Genomic DNA, 15,218 nt, shown 5'->3' on the forward strand with positions numbered 1-15,218 from the left:
TCTCCTCCAGGGTGCGGGGTGGCACTGCTGCGGCACGCATGCACTGAGCGCGCGCTCAGCCCCATGCTACTTATGAGTAACGTAGCTGCCCAGTCCCCCCGGCGGGAGCGGCGAACGTCACACCGTCGGGGGCACGCGGAGGCCCGGCGCGGTCCGCCGGGCGGCTCAGCGCGGGTCCGCCGCGGAGGTCAGCGCGGTGACCAGTACGGGCGTCACCTGCTCCACCTGCCAGGGCCGGGCCCCGTGGCCGGCCAGGGCGGCCGCCACCGAGCCGGCGTCGACCGCGGCCGGCGGCTCCCAGCAGACCCGGCGCACCGTGTCCGGCGTGATCAGGTTCTCCTGCGGCATGGCGAGCTGCTCGGCGAGCGCCGTCACCGCCGCGCGCGCCGCGGACAGCCGGGCCGCGGCGGCCGGGTCCTTGTCGGCCCAGGCACGCGGTGGCGGGGGACCGGTCACCGGCTGGCCGGGCTGCGGCAGCTGCGACTCGGAGAGCGCCTTGGCCCGGTCGACCGACACCTGCCACTGCTCCAGCTGTCGGCGGCTGACCCGCCCGAAGCCGTTCAGCGCGGCCAGCGCCTGCGCGTCGGCGGGCAGGGCGAGCGCCGCCTCGACGATGGCCGCGTCCCCGAGCACCTTGCCGGGGGAGACGTCCCGGCGCTGCGCGATCCGGTCCCGCGCCTGCCACAGCTCCCGCACGACGGCCAGCTGCCGGCGCCGGCGCACCTTGTGCATCCCGGACGTGCGCCGCCACGGGTCCTTGCGCGGCTCGGGCGGCGGGGCGGACGCGATCGCGTCGAACTCCTGCCGGGCCCACTCCAGCTTGCCCTGCCGGTCCAGCTCCTTCTCCAGCGCGTCCCGCAGGTCGACGAGCAGCTCGACGTCGAGCGCGGCGTAGCGCAGCCAGGGCTCCGGCAGCGGGCGGGTGGACCAGTCGACGGCCGAGTGGCCCTTCTCCAAAACGAAGCCCAGGACGTTCTCCACCATCGCGCCGAGGCCGACCCGCGGGAACCCGGCGAGCCGCCCGGCCAGCTCGGTGTCGAAGAGGCGGGTGGGGACCATCCCTATTTCGCGCAGGCAGGGCAGGTCCTGGGTGGCGGCGTGCAGCACCCACTCCACGTCGGCGATGGCCGCGCCGAGTCCGGACAGGTCGGGGCAGGCCACCGGGTCGATCAGCGCGCTCCCGGCGCCCTCGCGGCGCAGCTGCACCAGGTACGCCCGCTGCCCGTAGCGGTACCCGGAGGCACGCTCGGCGTCCACGGCGACGGGGCCGTGGCCGGCGGCGAAGGCGGCGGTCACCTCTGCGAGGGCGTCGGCGTCGGCGATCACCGGCGGAATGCCCTCGCGTGGTTCGAGCAAGGGGGTCGGCGCCTGACTCACAGAAGATCCGGCGTCGTCCGGAGGGGCGCCTCCGGTGGTTCGCAGTGGGCGGTCTGCTGCGGTTTCGTGGGCGTCGGTCACCTGTCAAGAGTATCGGTGGATCGACGGCGCCCGCCGACGGAACGTTCCGTCGGCGGGCGCCGGGGGGTCGTAAACCAGTCAGGTCGGTGAACGGGTCAGTGAATGATGCCGGTGCGCAGGGCCACCGCGACCATCCCGGCGCGGTCGCCCGTGCCGAGCTTGCGGGCGATGCGGGCCAGGTGGCTCTTGACGGTCAGGGCGGACAGGCCCATGGAGACGCCGATCGCCTTGTTCGACTGGCCCTCCGCGACCAGTCGCAGCACCTCCACCTCGCGGCCGGAGAGCTCGCGGTAGCCGCCCGGGTGGCTCGGGGCACCCGGGGGGCGGCGGTGCAGGCGGGCGGCGGCGGCGCCGATGGGGGCGGCGCCCGGCCGGGTGGGGAGCCCGACGTTGGTGCGGGTGCCGGTGACGACGTAGCCCTTGACGCCGCCGGCGAGGGCGTTGCGCACGGCGCCGATGTCGTCGGCGGCGGACAGGGCGAGACCGTTGGGCCAGCCCGCGGCGCGGGTCTCGGACAGCAGGGTCAGGCCGGAGCCGTCGGGAAGGTGGACTTCCGCGACGCAGATGTCGCGGGGGTTGCCGATGCGGGGACGAGCCTCCGCGACGGACGAGGCCTCGATGACGTCGCGCACACCGAGCGCCCACAGGTGACGGGTGACGGTGGAACGGACGCGCTGGTCGGCCACGACCACCATGGCGGTCGGCTTGTTCGGGCGGTAGGCGACCAGGCTTGCAGGCTGCTCGAGGAGAACGGACACCAGGCCTCCTGGGGGGCGGGGACGGGGCCGGCTCGTGGGGTGAAGGCGGGACGAACCGTGCTTTCAAGGTCACAGTCGTCTTCGGCACCGAACCCGTTCGCCTTTAGAGAATGATCACGATCTGGTGAGTAACAATCCGAGCAATTCGGACACGCGGTCGATCATTCGAAGATCGAACGGTTTCACACTTTGTCGATACCCGGCCGAAAGTGGCCGTGTCGACAAAGTGACGGAACGTTTCCCGGCCGTGCGGAAGCCCCCTGGTGAAGAAGAAGGAAAGGAAGAGCGGGTCAGCGCGACTGCGGGCCGCGGCGCTGCGGCAGCGTGACGATCGACGCGTCGCCGGGCCCGGCCGGCGGCAGGCCCGCGACCTGCGCCAGCAGGTCGCACCACGAGGCGAGGTGCGCCGCGGTGTCCGGGACGCCGCCCAGGCCCTCGCGCGGCGTCCAGGACGCCCGGATCTCGATCTGCGAGGCCGCGGGGCGCGCCGAGAGCCCCCCGAAGTAGTGGGAGCTCGCGCGCGTGACGGTGCCGCTCGGCTCCCCGTAGGTGAGCCCGCGGGCCTGGAGCGCGCCGGTGAGCCAGGACCAGCACACGTCGGGCAGCAGCGGATCCGCGGCCATCTCCGGCTCCAGCTCGGCCCGGACCAGGGTCACCAGCCGGAAGGTCCCCCGCCAGGCGTCGTGCCCGGCCGGGTCGTGCAGCAGCACCAGCCGGCCGTCCGCCAGGTCCTCGTCGCCGTCGACGACCGCGGCCTCCAGCGCGTACGTGTGCGGGGCGAGCCGCTGGGGCGCGCGCGTCGGCTCCACCTCGATCTGCGGCCGCAGCCGCGCGGACCGCAGGGCCTCGACGGCGGCCGTGAAGGCCGGCGGTGCCGTACTCCCCTTGTGCCGGGCCTCCTCCTCGGTTCCCTTCGCCTCGTCCATTCCGCCAGCGCCGTCCGACAGTCGTCCCTGAGCCGCAGCCATGCGGGGAACACTAAGCGGAACGGCGGCCCGGCGCAGGGAGGGACACCCGCGTGCGGACGCGATGTCCGGATCCCGCGGTACCCCGAGGGCGCGCGGGAGCCGCCCCACCCGCGGTCCGGGACCGTCCGTGCGCCGTGCGAGACTTGCCGGTGTGAGTGCCAACCAGAGCCCCGCGGGCCAGCCGCCGACCGCCACGTACGACTCCGCGTTCCTCAGGGCCTGCAGGCGCGAGCCGGTGCCGCACACCCCGGTGTGGTTCATGCGGCAGGCCGGGCGCTCGCTGCCGGAGTACCTCAAGGTGCGCGAGGGCATCCCGATGCTCGAGTCCTGCATGCGGCCGGAACTGGTCACCGAGATCACCCTCCAGCCGGTCCGCCGGCACGGCGTGGACGCCGCCATCTACTTCAGCGACATCGTGGTCCCGCTCAAGGCCATCGGCATCGACCTCGACATCAAGCCGGGCGTCGGCCCGGTCATCGAGAACCCGATCCGCACCCGCGCCGACCTGGCGCGGCTGCGCGAGCTCACCCCCGAGGACGTCACCTACGTCAGCGAGGCCTTCGGCCTGCTCACCCGCGAGCTGGGCGCCACCCCGCTGATCGGCTTCGCCGGGGCGCCGTTCACCCTCGCGAGCTACCTCGTGGAGGGCGGCCCGTCCCGCAACCACGAGCACACCAAGGCGCTCATGTACGGCGACCCGCAGCTGTGGGCCGACCTCCTGGACCGGCTCGCCGGCATCACCGCAGCCTTCCTGAAGGTGCAGATCGAGGCGGGCGCGAGCGCCGTCCAGCTCTTCGACTCCTGGGTCGGCGCCCTCTCGCCCGCGGACTACCGCGCCTCGGTGCTGCCCGCCTCCCGCAAGGTCTTCGAGGCCGTCGCCGGGTACGGGGTGCCGCGCATCCACTTCGGCGTCGGCACCGGCGAACTCCTCGGCCTGATGGGCGAGGCCGGCGCGGACGTCGTCGGCGTCGACTGGCGCGTCCCGATGGACGAGGCGGCCCGCCGGGTCGGCCCCGGCAAGGCGCTCCAGGGCAACCTGGACCCCGCCGTCCTCTTCTCCACCCCGCAGGCCGTCGAGACCAAGGCCGGCGAGGTCCTGGACGCGGCGGCGGGTCTGGAGGGCCACGTCTTCAACCTCGGCCACGGCGTCCTGCCCACCACCGACCCGGACGCGCTGACCCGCCTCGTGGAGTACGTCCACACCCGCACCGCCCGCTGAGCCCCGCTCACCCGTTGCGGGCGTACCAGGCCAGGCACCGCCGCCACAGCGCAAGCCCGGACACCAGCACCAGCAGGGCGACCAGCGGTGACAGGTACACCAGCGCGGGGGAGACCGGCACCGTGTCGGCGTGGCCGGTCAGCCACGCCGCCGGGTAGTACCCGGCGAACGCGATGGGCACCCCGAAGGTGAACGCGCCCTGGAGCGCCACCGGGAACACGCTCAGCGGGTAGTTGCCGAAGTTGCCCGCCGTGTTGTCCAGCCAGAAGAACAGGGACTCGCTGCCCCGGAACCTCAGCACCAGAGCGGCGATGTGCAGGTTGAGCCCCAGCTCGATCACGGTGGCGGCGACGACCGCCACCACCAGGAAGCCCAGCGCGGCCGGCGACCATGTCACGTCCAGCAGGGACAGGCAGACGCCGAGCGAGGCGCCGGCCACCACCAGGTCGCCCAGCGCGTTGACCGGCGCCTCGTAGGTGAAGACCTGGAGCAGCACCGGCGCCGGCCGGGTGCGGAAGGCCTCGAAGCGGCCCTCCCGCAGCAGGTGCGGGATCAGCCCGAGGTTGCCGAAGAACAGCATGTACAGGCCGTGCCCCAGCATGCGGATGCTGCTGATCAGCAGGATCTCGCCGAGGTCCCAGCCCGCCAGGGAGGGGAACCGGCTGAAGATCACCGCGGCGAAGAGCAGCACCGTGATCTGGAAGGTCACCCCGTTGGCGACGGCCATCGCGAAGTCCGCGCGGTTGGCGAGCTGGCTGCGCAGCCCGGCCCGCATGATCACGACGGCCAGCCGCAGCCGGCCCACCGGGTGCGCCCCGGACGCCGGGGCGGCGGTGTCGGAGGTCATCGGCGTCACCCGCCCAGGACGAGCAGTCGACGGGCGGCGCGCCGCCACATCACGCGGCTCAGCACGGCCAGCACCCCGCACCACAGGGCCCCTTCGGCCAGGTACGGCCAGCAGTCCGCCACGGTGATCCGCCCGGTGTAGAGGGAGACGGGCACGTTGATGGTCGCCGCGAAGGGCAGGTGCCCGGCGACGGAACGGAAGCCCTCCGGGAAGAACCAGAGCGGGATCAGCCCGCCCGACAGGAGCAGTTGGGCGAAGGCCACCAGCCGGTTCACGCCGAAGCTGGTGATGGTCCAGAAGCTGGTCAGGTCGACCAGCAGACCGATCTGGTAGAAGACGACCTGCCCGAGGCCGTAGGCGAGCACCGTCACCGAGGCGGCGGCCGGGGACGGCGGCAGTGCGACCAGTTGGCAGGCCACGCCCACCGCCAGGCCGACGAGCAGCCAGACCGTGGCGTACAGGCTCTCCCCGAGGCCGCGCCAGGCGCAGTAGCGGCGGGCGGAGAGCGGCCGGACGAACCAGAACACCACCGAGCCGTCGCGGATCTTGCTCTGCGCGGTCTCCTGCGAGGCCCCCTCCATGATGACCCGGCCGGTGCCCATCAGCGTGGCCAGCACCGAGTAGGTGATGGCCTGGTCGACGTCGAGGCCGACCACCGCGCCGCCGCTCTCCCGGTACAGCGCCCGCCACAGCAGCACGTACAGGAACACCTGGGTGACGATGACGAAGGCGGTGGCCACCAGGCGCGGCCGGTAGGCCCACTCGGTGCGCGGTACCAGGGTGACGAGCCGGTGGGCGCGCGAGGGCGGCCGCGGAGCCGGGCCGGGCCTGTCGAGGACACTCATCCACCCGCCCCCGGTGCCGCGGCCCGCTGCCGTCGCGCGTCACCGTGCAGGGCCCGCAGGACGTCCTCCGCCGTCGCCCCCTCGTACCGCACCGACCGGACCGGATGGGCGGCGAGGAGTTCGGCGGTCACCCGTGCCCGGTCCGCGCCCGGCAGCGGCCTGACCCGCACGCTCGGCCCCTCCGCGGAGACCACCTCGGCGGTCAGCAGGTCGAGCGGTGGCGGCGGAGTCTCGAACTCGACCAGGAAGACCGACTCCGCCCCGGCGACGCTCAGCCGTTCGCGGGGCCCGTCGTGGACGACCCGGCCGCGGTCGATGACGACGATGCGGCGGCACAGGGCCTCCACCTCCGCCATGTCGTGCGTCGTCAGCACCACGCAGTGGTCCCCGGTGGCGGCCAGCCGCGACAACAGCTCCCGCACCTGGTCCTTCACCAGCACGTCCAGGCCGATGGTGGGTTCGTCCAGGAAGAGCACCCGCGGCCGGTGCAGCAGCGCCGCGGCCAGATCGCAGCGCACCCGCTGACCGAGCGACAGGAAACGCACCGGCGTCGCCCAGAAGTCCGACAGCGAGAGCACGTCGTCGAGTTCGGCGAGCGCGCCGCGCCAGGCGTCCTGGGGCAGGCCGTGGATGTCGCGCAGGATGGAGAAGGAGTCCCGGGCGGGCAGGTCCCACCACAGCTGGGTGCGCTGCCCGAAGGTGACGCCCATGTTCCGGGCGTTGGCCTCCCGGTCGGCGTACGGATCGAGTCCGCACACCCGGACGGTGCCCTCCTCCGGGAGCAGCAGGCCCGTCATCAGTTTGATGAGGGTGGACTTGCCGGCGCCGTTCTGTCCGAGCAGCCCGACGAACTCCCCCCGCCCGATGCGCAGTTCCACGTCGCTGAGGGCGACCGCGCGGGAAGCACGCCGCCGGCGGAAGGGCCGGCGGACGCTCCAGGCGTCGGACCGGTCCCAGGTGCGGAAGGTCTTGGTGACGCCCTCCACGTCGATGACGGGCTCCGCGAGCCCGGGAGCGCTCACGAGCCGCTCCCCGCCGCCTCCGCGTCCGCCGCGCCCCCCAGCACGGCCGCCGCCACCAGCGGGTACAGCAGCTCGCCCACCGCCGCCAGCCATTGCACCGGCACGACCCTGCGCAGCGCCCCCGGCGCCAGCGTGGCCAGCGCCTCCCGGGCCGCCGGACGGCCGAGGTCGGGGAATCCGCCGAGGTCCCGGGTCACCACGCCCAGCGCGTAGGCGGTGGTCCACACCTCGGAGAGCAGTACGTCGCTGACCCGGTCGTGGATCAACTCGCGGTGCGGGACGCTCTCCAGCGCCGTCCGCAGCGACGCCACGACCCGCTCCCGCCCGATGCCCCGCTCCAGCAGCGCCTCCTCGGCCGGCACCCGGCGCCAGCCGTCCGGACTCGCCGGGTCGCGCAGGTAGACCACGGCCAGCTGCTCCCACCAGCAGAAGTACGGCACCGCGCGCATCGCGGGCAGCACGGAGCCCTCCGGGTCGCCGGCGGGGGCGAGGCAGGCGGCGCTGCGCGGGCCCATCACGTCGTTGCCGACGAGGCTCGGCGGGTTGGCGTGGTCGACCGGGCCGGCCACCGGGACGACCCGGCCGACGTCGTGCAGGTAGTCGAGCAGGGTGACGTCGTCGGTCGCGTCGGGTGCGGCCTTCGCGGCGGCGTACTCCTCGAACCCCCGGGCCAGTGCGGCGGGCAGCACCAGCGCGACGGACGGGAGGTAGTCGTCCACCACGGGCGCCCAGGCGTGGCCGAGCAGCGCCGCGGCACGGACCGCGTTGGCGGTGCGCGAACCCCACTCGGTGAACAGGCTGACGGAGTCCCCCGGCCGGGCGGCGGCCAGCGCGGCGACGGTGTCCGCGAAGTCCGGGGAGAGCACCGCGTCGTCCTGGAGCACCAGGTGGTGCGTGGCGTCGGCGGCCACGGACCGCCAGGCCAGGCGCGCGGTGCGCAGGGCGGACGGCGGACCCTGCGGCTCCGGGTCGGTGACGACCCGCGCGGCGAGCGCGGGGTGCGCCTCGCCCAGCGCCTCGGCCGCGGCCCGCCGGCGCGGGTGGGCCATGATCACGGTGGACAGGCGGAGGTCGGAACGGTGCGGTGTCGTCATTCTCGGGTCTTTCTCGCGGGGCTTCGGGGGACGGGGGAGGTCGGGGACGAAGGGGCGGACGGGTCGGTCGTGCGGCGGGAGCCGTGGGCCGCGGCCCGGACGGGGGGGCGGCGGTCACCGCTCCGTCTTGCCGAGCACCGGCGGCCCGCCGCGCAGGACGCGGGCCAGGTGCCGGACCGGCCCCGCCCAGTGCAGGAGCGGCTGGGCGAGGAACGCGAGCACGAGTACGGGGACGCGGACGGGGGCCGCCGGTCCGCCGGGTGGTTCGGCGCGGGCGTCGGCCCCCCGGTGCGCGGCCAGCCAGCGCCGGGCCCGCCGCACGCACCACCAGGCGTGCAGCAGTGTGTAGGCGCAGGCCGCGAACGCCCAGGCCAGCAGCGGACCGTGGGCGCCGCGCGCGACCAGGGTGCCCAGCGCCGCGAGCACGACGGCGGGACCGGCGAACCACCACAGCGTGTCCAGCCCTTCCTTGACCAGCACCACGGTGTTGCGGAGCCGGAAGGCGCGCAGGACCGGATCGGTCAGCAGTCGCCGGCACCCGGCGAGCGAGCCGTGCGCCACCAGCGCGTACGCCTTGCCGAGCGCCGCCGTACCGGAGTACCGGTCGACCAGGTTGAACACGGGCAGCACCTCCATCACCGCGCCGGCGGAGGAGAGTTTGTAGCCGACGAGGAGATCGTCGACGGGCTCCTCGTACATGCCGATGGACACCAGGGTGTCGTGCCGGACGAACAGTCCGGCCCCGACGCCGTACACCACCGGCTCGGCCACGGCCGTCACGCCCGCCGGCAGCCGTGCGGCCCGGATGCGGCGCCGGGCCAGGAGGCGGTGGGCCTCGACGCCCGCCCGGCGGCGCAGGTCGGCCAGGGCGTGGGCGCGCAACAGCACGTCCGCGCCGCCGGGGCGGGCCGCGTGCGGGCGGCGCAGCTGGAGCGGGAGCTGCTGGACCAGGTCGGGCGCGGGGCCGCCGCCGTCCGGGGAGACGGCGGCGGCGAGGTGCGTCAGGGTGTCCAGATCGGGCTGCGAGTCGGCGTCGTAGAGCCCGACATAGGTGAACGAGGGCGCGGCGTCCGGCGGCAGCAGCTCCGGCAACCGCTCCACCGCGTGCACGAGCTGGCTGCTCTTGGCGCCCTCGTCCGGGTAGTGCAGGTGGTGCAGGCTCACGCCCGGATGTTCCGCCGCGACCTCAGGCAGCAGCGCGCCGGCGACCTCGCGGGTGGTGGGGACGGCGTCGAGTTCGGCCCGCAGGGTGCCCGCCGGGTCGGCGGAGGCGCGGGTGCGCTCCGCCGTCCGGGCCGCCAGGCCGGAGGGCACCACACCGGCCAGCACGGCCGCGTCCCGGGCGCCGCCGGCGACGAGGGCCGCCGCGAGGGCGGGCAGCCGGTCCACCACCGCCCGCCGCTCCCGCTCCTCGCGCTCCGTGGTGACGACGACCACGTGCAACAGGCCCGGGGGATACGGCAGTCCGGCCGCCGCCCGCACCACCTCGCCCAGCAGCTCCTGTTCGCGCAGCGCCGGCACTAGCAGCACGACGTGCGGCGCGCTGTCCGGCGCCACCGCGTGCCCACGCCGCCGGTCCAGGACACGGGCCGCGAGGGCCGCGCGGACGCTCAGCAGCACGCCCCACAGCAGTACCCCCCACAGCACGGCCAGGGCTGTCACGGTCATGCCGGCTCCGTTCCGCCGGCCGCGCCGTCCGGCACGGACAGCCGCCGGTGTCCCTCGCGGGCGAGCGCGGCCTCGCGCAGGGAGGCGAGCCGCGGGTGCAGTCGCCCGGCCCATCCCACCACCTCGGAGGGGGTGAGTGCTTCCGGGTCGCCCACGGGGATGCCCGGCAGCAGAGCGGGCAGCCGCGCGCCGAGCCCGAGCGGCACGGTGAAGGCGGCGCCGCCCTCTCCGCCGACCGCCGCCAGCTCCACGCGCAGGGCGCCTTCGGCGACGGACGCCGTCACCCGGACCAGGTCCAGCAGCGCCGACCGGGCGAGCAACGGCCCCTCGGGACCGGCCGGCCACCGCTGCGCGTACGCCCGGCCCACCGTCAGGTCGACGACCGTGTCGAAGAAGCGGTTGGGGAACCGGCGGTACTGTCCGCGCAGCAGATGGCGGCGGCGCGGCAGCGCGGGATCCGCGTGCCGGGCCACCCGGGTGATCCGGGGGACGGCCGCGTCGTCCGTCAGCCGCACCCGCAGCTCGAGTGACGTGTCCAGGGAGAAGGAGTAGTCGTTCCCGTCGCGGCGCACGCTGCGCGCGTCCTTGCCGATCTTCACCACGACGTGGTCGGCGAAGACCTGCACCTCGTCGTTGTACCGGCGGTCGCCGTACTTGTACTCGACGGACCGGAAGGCGCCGTCCGCGTGGAAGTTGGCGAGGACCACGGGCCGGTCCGGGGTGCGCGGCTCGGGACCGAAGACGGCGAAGTGGGCCGCTCCCACCAGCGAGAGCTTCTGCTGGTTGCGGTCGAGGACCTCCAGCGAGTACCGATCGGGGTCGGTCACCCCGAACAGCTCGTTCGCGAACGGCGCCGCCAGGTCGGGCGCGTAGACGTACAGGCCGGTACGGCCGCCGTCCTCACCGGTCCACGGGCGGGCGGCCAGCTCCTCCCCGAGACCGGCCCGGTCCTGGAAGGTGTGGAAGGAGTAGGCGTGCGGATGGTCGTCCGGGTCGCGGCGGCCCGGCGGATGCACCACGAGGTGCCGCAGGCACACGCTGCTGCGCCGCAGGTCCCGCAACTCGCCCGCGGGGTTCGCCGGCGCGGCGGGGACCTCCCGCCGGGGCACGCGCGCCGCGCCCGCGAGGGCGGCGGCGAGCGCGGCGCCGAAGCCGTCCACGTGGGCCGGGGTCAGGTGGGGCATGGCGTAGAAGTGGTGGAACAGCCGCTCTCCGGCCGAGCCGTCCGGCGCCGTCCACGGGAGGGTGTTGCCCACCAGGCGGTAGCGCTCGGCGAGTTCGGCGGGCAGCCTGCCCTCCCCGTGCGAGAAACCGGCGACGACCACCGTGTTGCCGGGGGAGGGCAGCACCACCGCGTCGGGGTCGGCGGCACGGATCGCGTCGGCGAGCCGGTCGCGCACGCCCAGGCAGTCGCGGAACACCTCGCGGTAGCCGTCCGCGGCCAGCCCGAAGACCAGTGACCACAGGGCCGCGGCCATCGCCCCGGAGCGCGACCCGCTGATCGTCTCGTCGACGAAGCCGGACATCGGGGCCGGCACCGCGCCGTGCCCGAGCAGCCCCTTGCGGCACAGGAAGACCCCGCAGCTGTACGGCATCAGCCCGGACTTGTGCGGGTCGAGCACGACCGAGTGGACGTACGGGTTGCGGAAGTCGAAGGGCACCTCGGGCGCGGTGAACGGCAGGATCATGCCGCCGTGCGCGGCGTCCACGTGGTGGAAGACGCTCAGGTTCCCGCCGCCGGCCGCCCGCCGGGCCAGTACGGCGGAGATGGCGTCCACCGGGTCGACCAGGCCGGTGTTGTAGTACCCGGCGGTGGACACGACGACGACTCCGGTACGGGCGCCCGGCCCGGTCTCCTCGGCCAGGGCGTCCAGCGCGGCGTCCACGGCCTCCGCCTCCAGCAGCCAGGAGGGCCCGGCCGGGCACGGCCGCAGCTCCAGGTCGAGGATCTCGGCGGCCTTGGCCACGGAGTGGTGGGTGAGCGCCGACGCGAGGACGACGACCCGTCCGGCGCCCGCCGCGCGCAGGGCGTTGCGGCCGATGCGCAGGCCCGCGAGGGTGCCCTCGTTGGCGCCTCCGGTGAGGTAGCCGTCGGCGGCGTCGGCGTGCAGCAGCCCGGCGAGCGCGAGGACCGCCTCGCGTTCCAGGCGCCGGGTGCCGCGGACGCCGTCGCCGAAGCGGGTGTGGACGCCCACGTTGTTGGGATTGCGTTCGGCGAAGCGCCCGAACGCGTCCAGGGCCAGGGCGTGCGGCGCCGTCATGGCGAACCCCAGCCGCACCGGGTCGTCCGGGGAGTGCCAGCCGGGCACCTCGGCCAGGCGCTCGTCCAGCACCCGCGCCAGCTCGGCACCGGACAGCGGGACGTCCGGGAAGGCGTCGGTCTCGGTCGAACCGTCCTCCAGGTCGGCCACGTCAGTCCTCCTCCCGGCGCAGCACGCACCGCAGGACGGCACGCGGGCCGACGTCGAGGTCGCGCACGTAGCTGTGCGTCCCGCCCTCGGGGCGCAGTCCGGCCCCGGCGAACGCGTCCAGGACCGCGGCGTCGGGCAGCAGGGTCATGGGCACGTCGTCGGGCAGCAGGTACTGGCCCTCGCCGGTGCCCGGCCGCAGCCGCGGGTCCAGGGTCTCGGCGGTGAAGGTGTTGAGCGCCAGCCGTCCGCCCGGCCGCAGCACCCGGCGGATCTCGCCGACCGCCGTGTCCCACTGCGCCCGGTCGACGGCGTTGTGCAGGACGCCGTAGCAGACCACCAGGGCGAAGACGCCGTCGTCGGCCGGGACGCCGTGGGCCGCGCCCTGCCGGACCGTGATCCGCCCGTCCGGGTACCCGGCGGTGCGGGCTCGGGTCGCCGCGACCATGCCCTCGTGCAGGTCGACGGCGAGGACGTCGAAGCCGCGCTCCAGCAGGGCCACGGTGTTGCGGCCGCCGCCGCAGCCGAGGTCGAGGGCGGGGCCGTCGACCGGGGTGCGGCCGAGCAGGTCGGTGAGGTAGGGCCGGACGCCGAGGGCGCGGAACTCCGCGACGGTCTCCGGGGAGTTCCAGTAGGCGGCGGCGCGGCCGGCGGCCGTGGTCGTCTCGGTCATCGGGCGGACCCCGTCTCCTCGTAGGTGCCGTTGTGCGGCCGGGCGTGGATCACGTCCATGTCCAGCTCGGCGAAGCGCTCGGCGCAGCGGCCGGGGTCGTCGGTGAGGGCGAAGAAGGCGGGGCCGACGGAGGAGAGGGCGAGCACCGTGGCCGCCTTCTCGTGCCACAGGGACTCCACTTCGCCGGCCAGCTCGGTCAGGCCGGGGTGCGAGAAGGAGCAGTTCTCGATGCTGCCCATCCGGAACCGGTAGTCGAAGACCAGGGAGCCGAGCGGGCCGAGGTCGCCGCGGAGCGCGGCCGGCATGGCCTCGTGCAGCATCCGGAACGCGATGGTGGGCGACCAGCGTTCGCCGGTGGCCCGGAACCGGTCGAAGTGGGCGACCTCGGCCGCCATCAGTTCGTCGGTGGGGCGTTCCTCCAGGCTTCGGGGCACCCCGATGACCAGGGACAGGTGCTCGGGCACGGGCACGGACAGTACGACGGTGCCGCGTCCGGCGACGACCTGCACCCCGCCCGGGTAGAGCCCGGAGGCGGCCGACCCGCCGATGCACTGCACGGGGGTGAGCAGACCGGGCCTGCTGCCGTGCTCCTCGCCGTGGTTGCCGGTGAGGTACGGCAGCAGGTCGGCGCGGTCCACCGGGCAGCCGTACAGGTGGTTGACGGCGGCGGCGACGGCCGCGATCAGGCTGCTGCTCGAGCCGAACCCGGCGTGCACCGGCAGCGGGTCGCTCTCGACGCCGATCGCCAGGTCGGGTTCCACGCCGAGGGCCGCGCACATGATCAGGGCGGCGTGCTCGGCCAGTTCGGGTCTGCGGACGCCGGGGTCCAGAACCAGTCCGGCACCGGGGTCCCGGCGGCGCACGTGGACGTGGTGGTGGCGGGCGACGGAGAAGACGACCTCGCCGGCGTCGTAGATGAGGTTGTTGTCGCCCGCGATCGCCCCGGGCTGCAGGGCCATGGCGTTCAGCCGGGTCGGGTAGCGGACGCGCACCTCGTCGGCGGGCGGGCGCACCGGGCCCGGGGGCGTGGCGAGCGGGTGGTGGACGGTGCCGGGGGCGAAGGGCGCGAACATGGCGGCCGGGTCCGGCGTCGATCGCGTGGGCCCTGTGGCGGGCATGGGGGTGGTCACTTCGGTCACTTCTCCGTGGTTGCGCCGGACAGGAGGCGGTGCCGGGCGAGCGTCAGCTCCGCCAGGTGGTCGAGGGAGTCGGTGGTGTAGCCGCCGCTGCCGAGGGAGCCGTCCGGGCGGATGTTCATGTTGGCCTTGGCGAGTTGCAGGTGCGGAAGGCGGAAGCGGAGCAGTTCCCGCATGAGCGAGCGCAGTCCGGCGAGGGCGCGCCCGGCCGCGGGCCGGACCGGGGAGTGCGCGGTGGCCTCGTCCACCAGCCTGGGGAGCAGGGGCCGATGGCGGCGGGCCCGGTCGCTCGCCGCGCGGTAGGCGGCGGGCAGGTAGGGCAGGTTCTCGCGCAGGTACCCCTCGTACCACTCCGCCGCGTGGTCGCCGGGCTCCGGCCGGATCAGCAGGATGTCGACGAGCAGTGGGGTCATCTGCGCCCCGCCCGGCGCGTAGAGCACCTGCCCGCCGACGGTCATGGGCGGGAAGTAGGGGCGCAGTTCACCCGAGAAGGTCTGCGGGGTGATGGCCCGCTTCACGGCCAGCAGCGACTGGGCGAAGACGGTGAACCCGCGGGTCGCCTCGGCCAGCAGCTCCGGCAGCACGGGGTCCTCCGCGGTGAGCGTCAGTGCTTCGAGCAGGGCGTCGACCGCGGGGCGCAGGGCGACGCCGGCCGTGCGCACCTCCCGGATGAACAGTGCCTCCTCGGGCAGTTCGGTGAAGGAGCGCACGGCGTTCTCGGGGTTGCGCAGCGCGTACGTGTAGACGCTGTCGCGGGGCACCTCGCCGGTGAGGGCGCCGAGGCGCAGCAGGGTCTCCTCCGCGCCGGGTACGCGGCGGAGGTCGACGCCGTGGCGTTCCAGCGAGGCGAGGGCGAAACCGAGGTCGCGCAGGGCCGCGCCGGCGGTGACGGTGTCGCGCACGTTCGCCGCGACCCGGCCGTGCCAGGTGCGGGCGAGCCGGTCGAGGCCGGCGATGTCACCGGCTCGGTTCAGGGCGGGCAGCCGCGACGCGTCGCGGGCGGCGTCGAGTGGGTCGGAACCGGCCACGAGCTGGTCCAGTTCGCGCATGGGTGAGGCGAGCAGCACGGAAATCGCAGTCTCCTGGGTGGGGTGAGAGCGCGGTTCGACGGCGGTGACGGCG

The 15,218-nt window shown here is 74.8% G+C and carries 13 protein-coding genes; 1 reads left to right on the plus strand and 12 read right to left on the minus strand.

Annotated elements, in window-relative coordinates; all coding sequences use genetic code 11:
• Nucleotides 1–165: 165 nt before the first annotated feature.
• The 3 genes from OIE75_RS30370 to OIE75_RS30380 form a co-directional block, all read right to left on the minus strand.
• Nucleotides 166–1,458 carry a ribonuclease D gene (locus OIE75_RS30370; RefSeq protein ID WP_307015651.1) on the minus strand — a complete coding sequence of 431 codons (1,293 nt, stop codon included), beginning with the start codon at nt 1,456–1,458 and terminating at the stop codon, nt 166–168.
• 95 nt (nt 1,459–1,553) lie between these two features.
• Complete coding sequence (locus tag OIE75_RS30375; RefSeq protein WP_059298226.1) at nt 1,554–2,216, minus strand: helix-turn-helix transcriptional regulator; 663 nt, start codon at nt 2,214–2,216, stop codon at nt 1,554–1,556.
• A gap of 290 nt (nt 2,217–2,506) precedes the next feature.
• Nucleotides 2,507–3,184, minus strand: a complete 678-nt coding sequence (locus OIE75_RS30380) for a DUF3000 domain-containing protein (RefSeq protein ID WP_307015652.1) — start codon at nt 3,182–3,184, stop codon at nt 2,507–2,509.
• A gap of 151 nt (nt 3,185–3,335) precedes the next feature.
• Here OIE75_RS30380 and hemE point away from each other — a divergent pair, with 151 nt between their 5' ends.
• Nucleotides 3,336–4,403, plus strand: coding sequence for a uroporphyrinogen decarboxylase (gene hemE / locus OIE75_RS30385; protein WP_329472841.1), 1,068 nt, complete (start codon nt 3,336–3,338; stop codon nt 4,401–4,403).
• Between the two features lie 7 nt (nt 4,404–4,410).
• On the opposite strand, the gene OIE75_RS30390 is transcribed toward hemE, so the two are convergent.
• The 9 genes from OIE75_RS30390 to OIE75_RS30430 form a co-directional block, all read right to left on the minus strand.
• Entirely contained in the window at nt 4,411–5,250 is an 840-nt protein-coding gene (locus tag OIE75_RS30390; protein WP_329472842.1) for an ABC transporter permease, read from the minus strand.
• A 5-nt stretch (nt 5,251–5,255) separates the two neighbouring features.
• A complete protein-coding gene (locus OIE75_RS30395; RefSeq protein ID WP_307015655.1) occupies nt 5,256–6,095 on the minus strand; it encodes an ABC transporter permease in 840 nt (279 codons plus the stop codon).
• Nucleotides 6,092–7,117, minus strand: coding sequence for an ABC transporter ATP-binding protein (locus OIE75_RS30400; RefSeq protein WP_329472843.1), 1,026 nt, complete (start codon nt 7,115–7,117; stop codon nt 6,092–6,094). Before OIE75_RS30400 ends, OIE75_RS30395 begins: the two co-directional genes overlap by 4 nt.
• Nucleotides 7,114–8,211 carry a hypothetical protein gene (locus tag OIE75_RS30405; RefSeq protein ID WP_329472844.1) on the minus strand — a complete coding sequence of 366 codons (1,098 nt, stop codon included), beginning with the start codon at nt 8,209–8,211 and terminating at the stop codon, nt 7,114–7,116. Before OIE75_RS30405 ends, OIE75_RS30400 begins: the two co-directional genes overlap by 4 nt.
• A 114-nt stretch (nt 8,212–8,325) precedes the next feature.
• On the minus strand, nt 8,326–9,879 hold the full coding sequence (locus OIE75_RS30410) for a hypothetical protein (protein ID WP_329472845.1): 1,554 nt from the start codon (nt 9,877–9,879) through the stop codon (nt 8,326–8,328).
• Complete coding sequence (locus OIE75_RS30415) at nt 9,876–12,290, minus strand: pyridoxal phosphate-dependent decarboxylase family protein (protein WP_329472846.1); 2,415 nt, start codon at nt 12,288–12,290, stop codon at nt 9,876–9,878. Before OIE75_RS30415 ends, OIE75_RS30410 begins: the two co-directional genes overlap by 4 nt.
• Nucleotide 12,291: 1 nt before the next feature.
• On the minus strand, nt 12,292–12,960 hold the full coding sequence (locus OIE75_RS30420) for a class I SAM-dependent methyltransferase (protein WP_307015660.1): 669 nt from the start codon (nt 12,958–12,960) through the stop codon (nt 12,292–12,294).
• The gene (locus OIE75_RS30425; protein WP_329472847.1) at nt 12,957–14,099 is read right to left on the minus strand and encodes a GHMP family kinase ATP-binding protein; all 1,143 of its coding nucleotides are present in this window, start codon (nt 14,097–14,099) and stop codon (nt 12,957–12,959) included. Before OIE75_RS30425 ends, OIE75_RS30420 begins: the two co-directional genes overlap by 4 nt.
• Nucleotides 14,096–15,163, minus strand: coding sequence for a monodechloroaminopyrrolnitrin synthase PrnB family protein (locus OIE75_RS30430; protein WP_329472848.1), 1,068 nt, complete (start codon nt 15,161–15,163; stop codon nt 14,096–14,098). The genes OIE75_RS30425 and OIE75_RS30430 overlap by 4 nt, the downstream gene beginning before the upstream one ends.
• Nucleotides 15,164–15,218: the final 55 nt, after the last annotated feature.

The sequence above is a fragment of the Streptomyces sp. NBC_01723 genome, assembly GCF_036246005.1.
Taxonomy (GTDB): Bacteria; Actinomycetota; Actinomycetes; order Streptomycetales; family Streptomycetaceae; genus Streptomyces.

What these genes read in the sequence shown, in the direction of transcription:
- OIE75_RS30380 (WP_307015652.1), bottom strand. Translation starts at nt 3,184, where the DNA reads ATGGCTGCGGCTCAGGGACGACTGTCGGACGGCGCTGGCGGAATGGAC.
- OIE75_RS30390 (WP_329472842.1), bottom strand. Translation starts at nt 5,250, where the DNA reads ATGACCTCCGACACCGCCGCCCCGGCGTCCGGGGCGCACCCGGTGGGC.
- OIE75_RS30395 (WP_307015655.1), bottom strand. Translation starts at nt 6,095, where the DNA reads ATGAGTGTCCTCGACAGGCCCGGCCCGGCTCCGCGGCCGCCCTCGCGC.
- OIE75_RS30405 (WP_329472844.1), bottom strand. Translation starts at nt 8,211, where the DNA reads ATGACGACACCGCACCGTTCCGACCTCCGCCTGTCCACCGTGATCATG.
- OIE75_RS30410 (WP_329472845.1), bottom strand. Translation starts at nt 9,879, where the DNA reads ATGACCGTGACAGCCCTGGCCGTGCTGTGGGGGGTACTGCTGTGGGGC.
- OIE75_RS30420 (WP_307015660.1), bottom strand. Translation starts at nt 12,960, where the DNA reads ATGACCGAGACGACCACGGCCGCCGGCCGCGCCGCCGCCTACTGGAAC.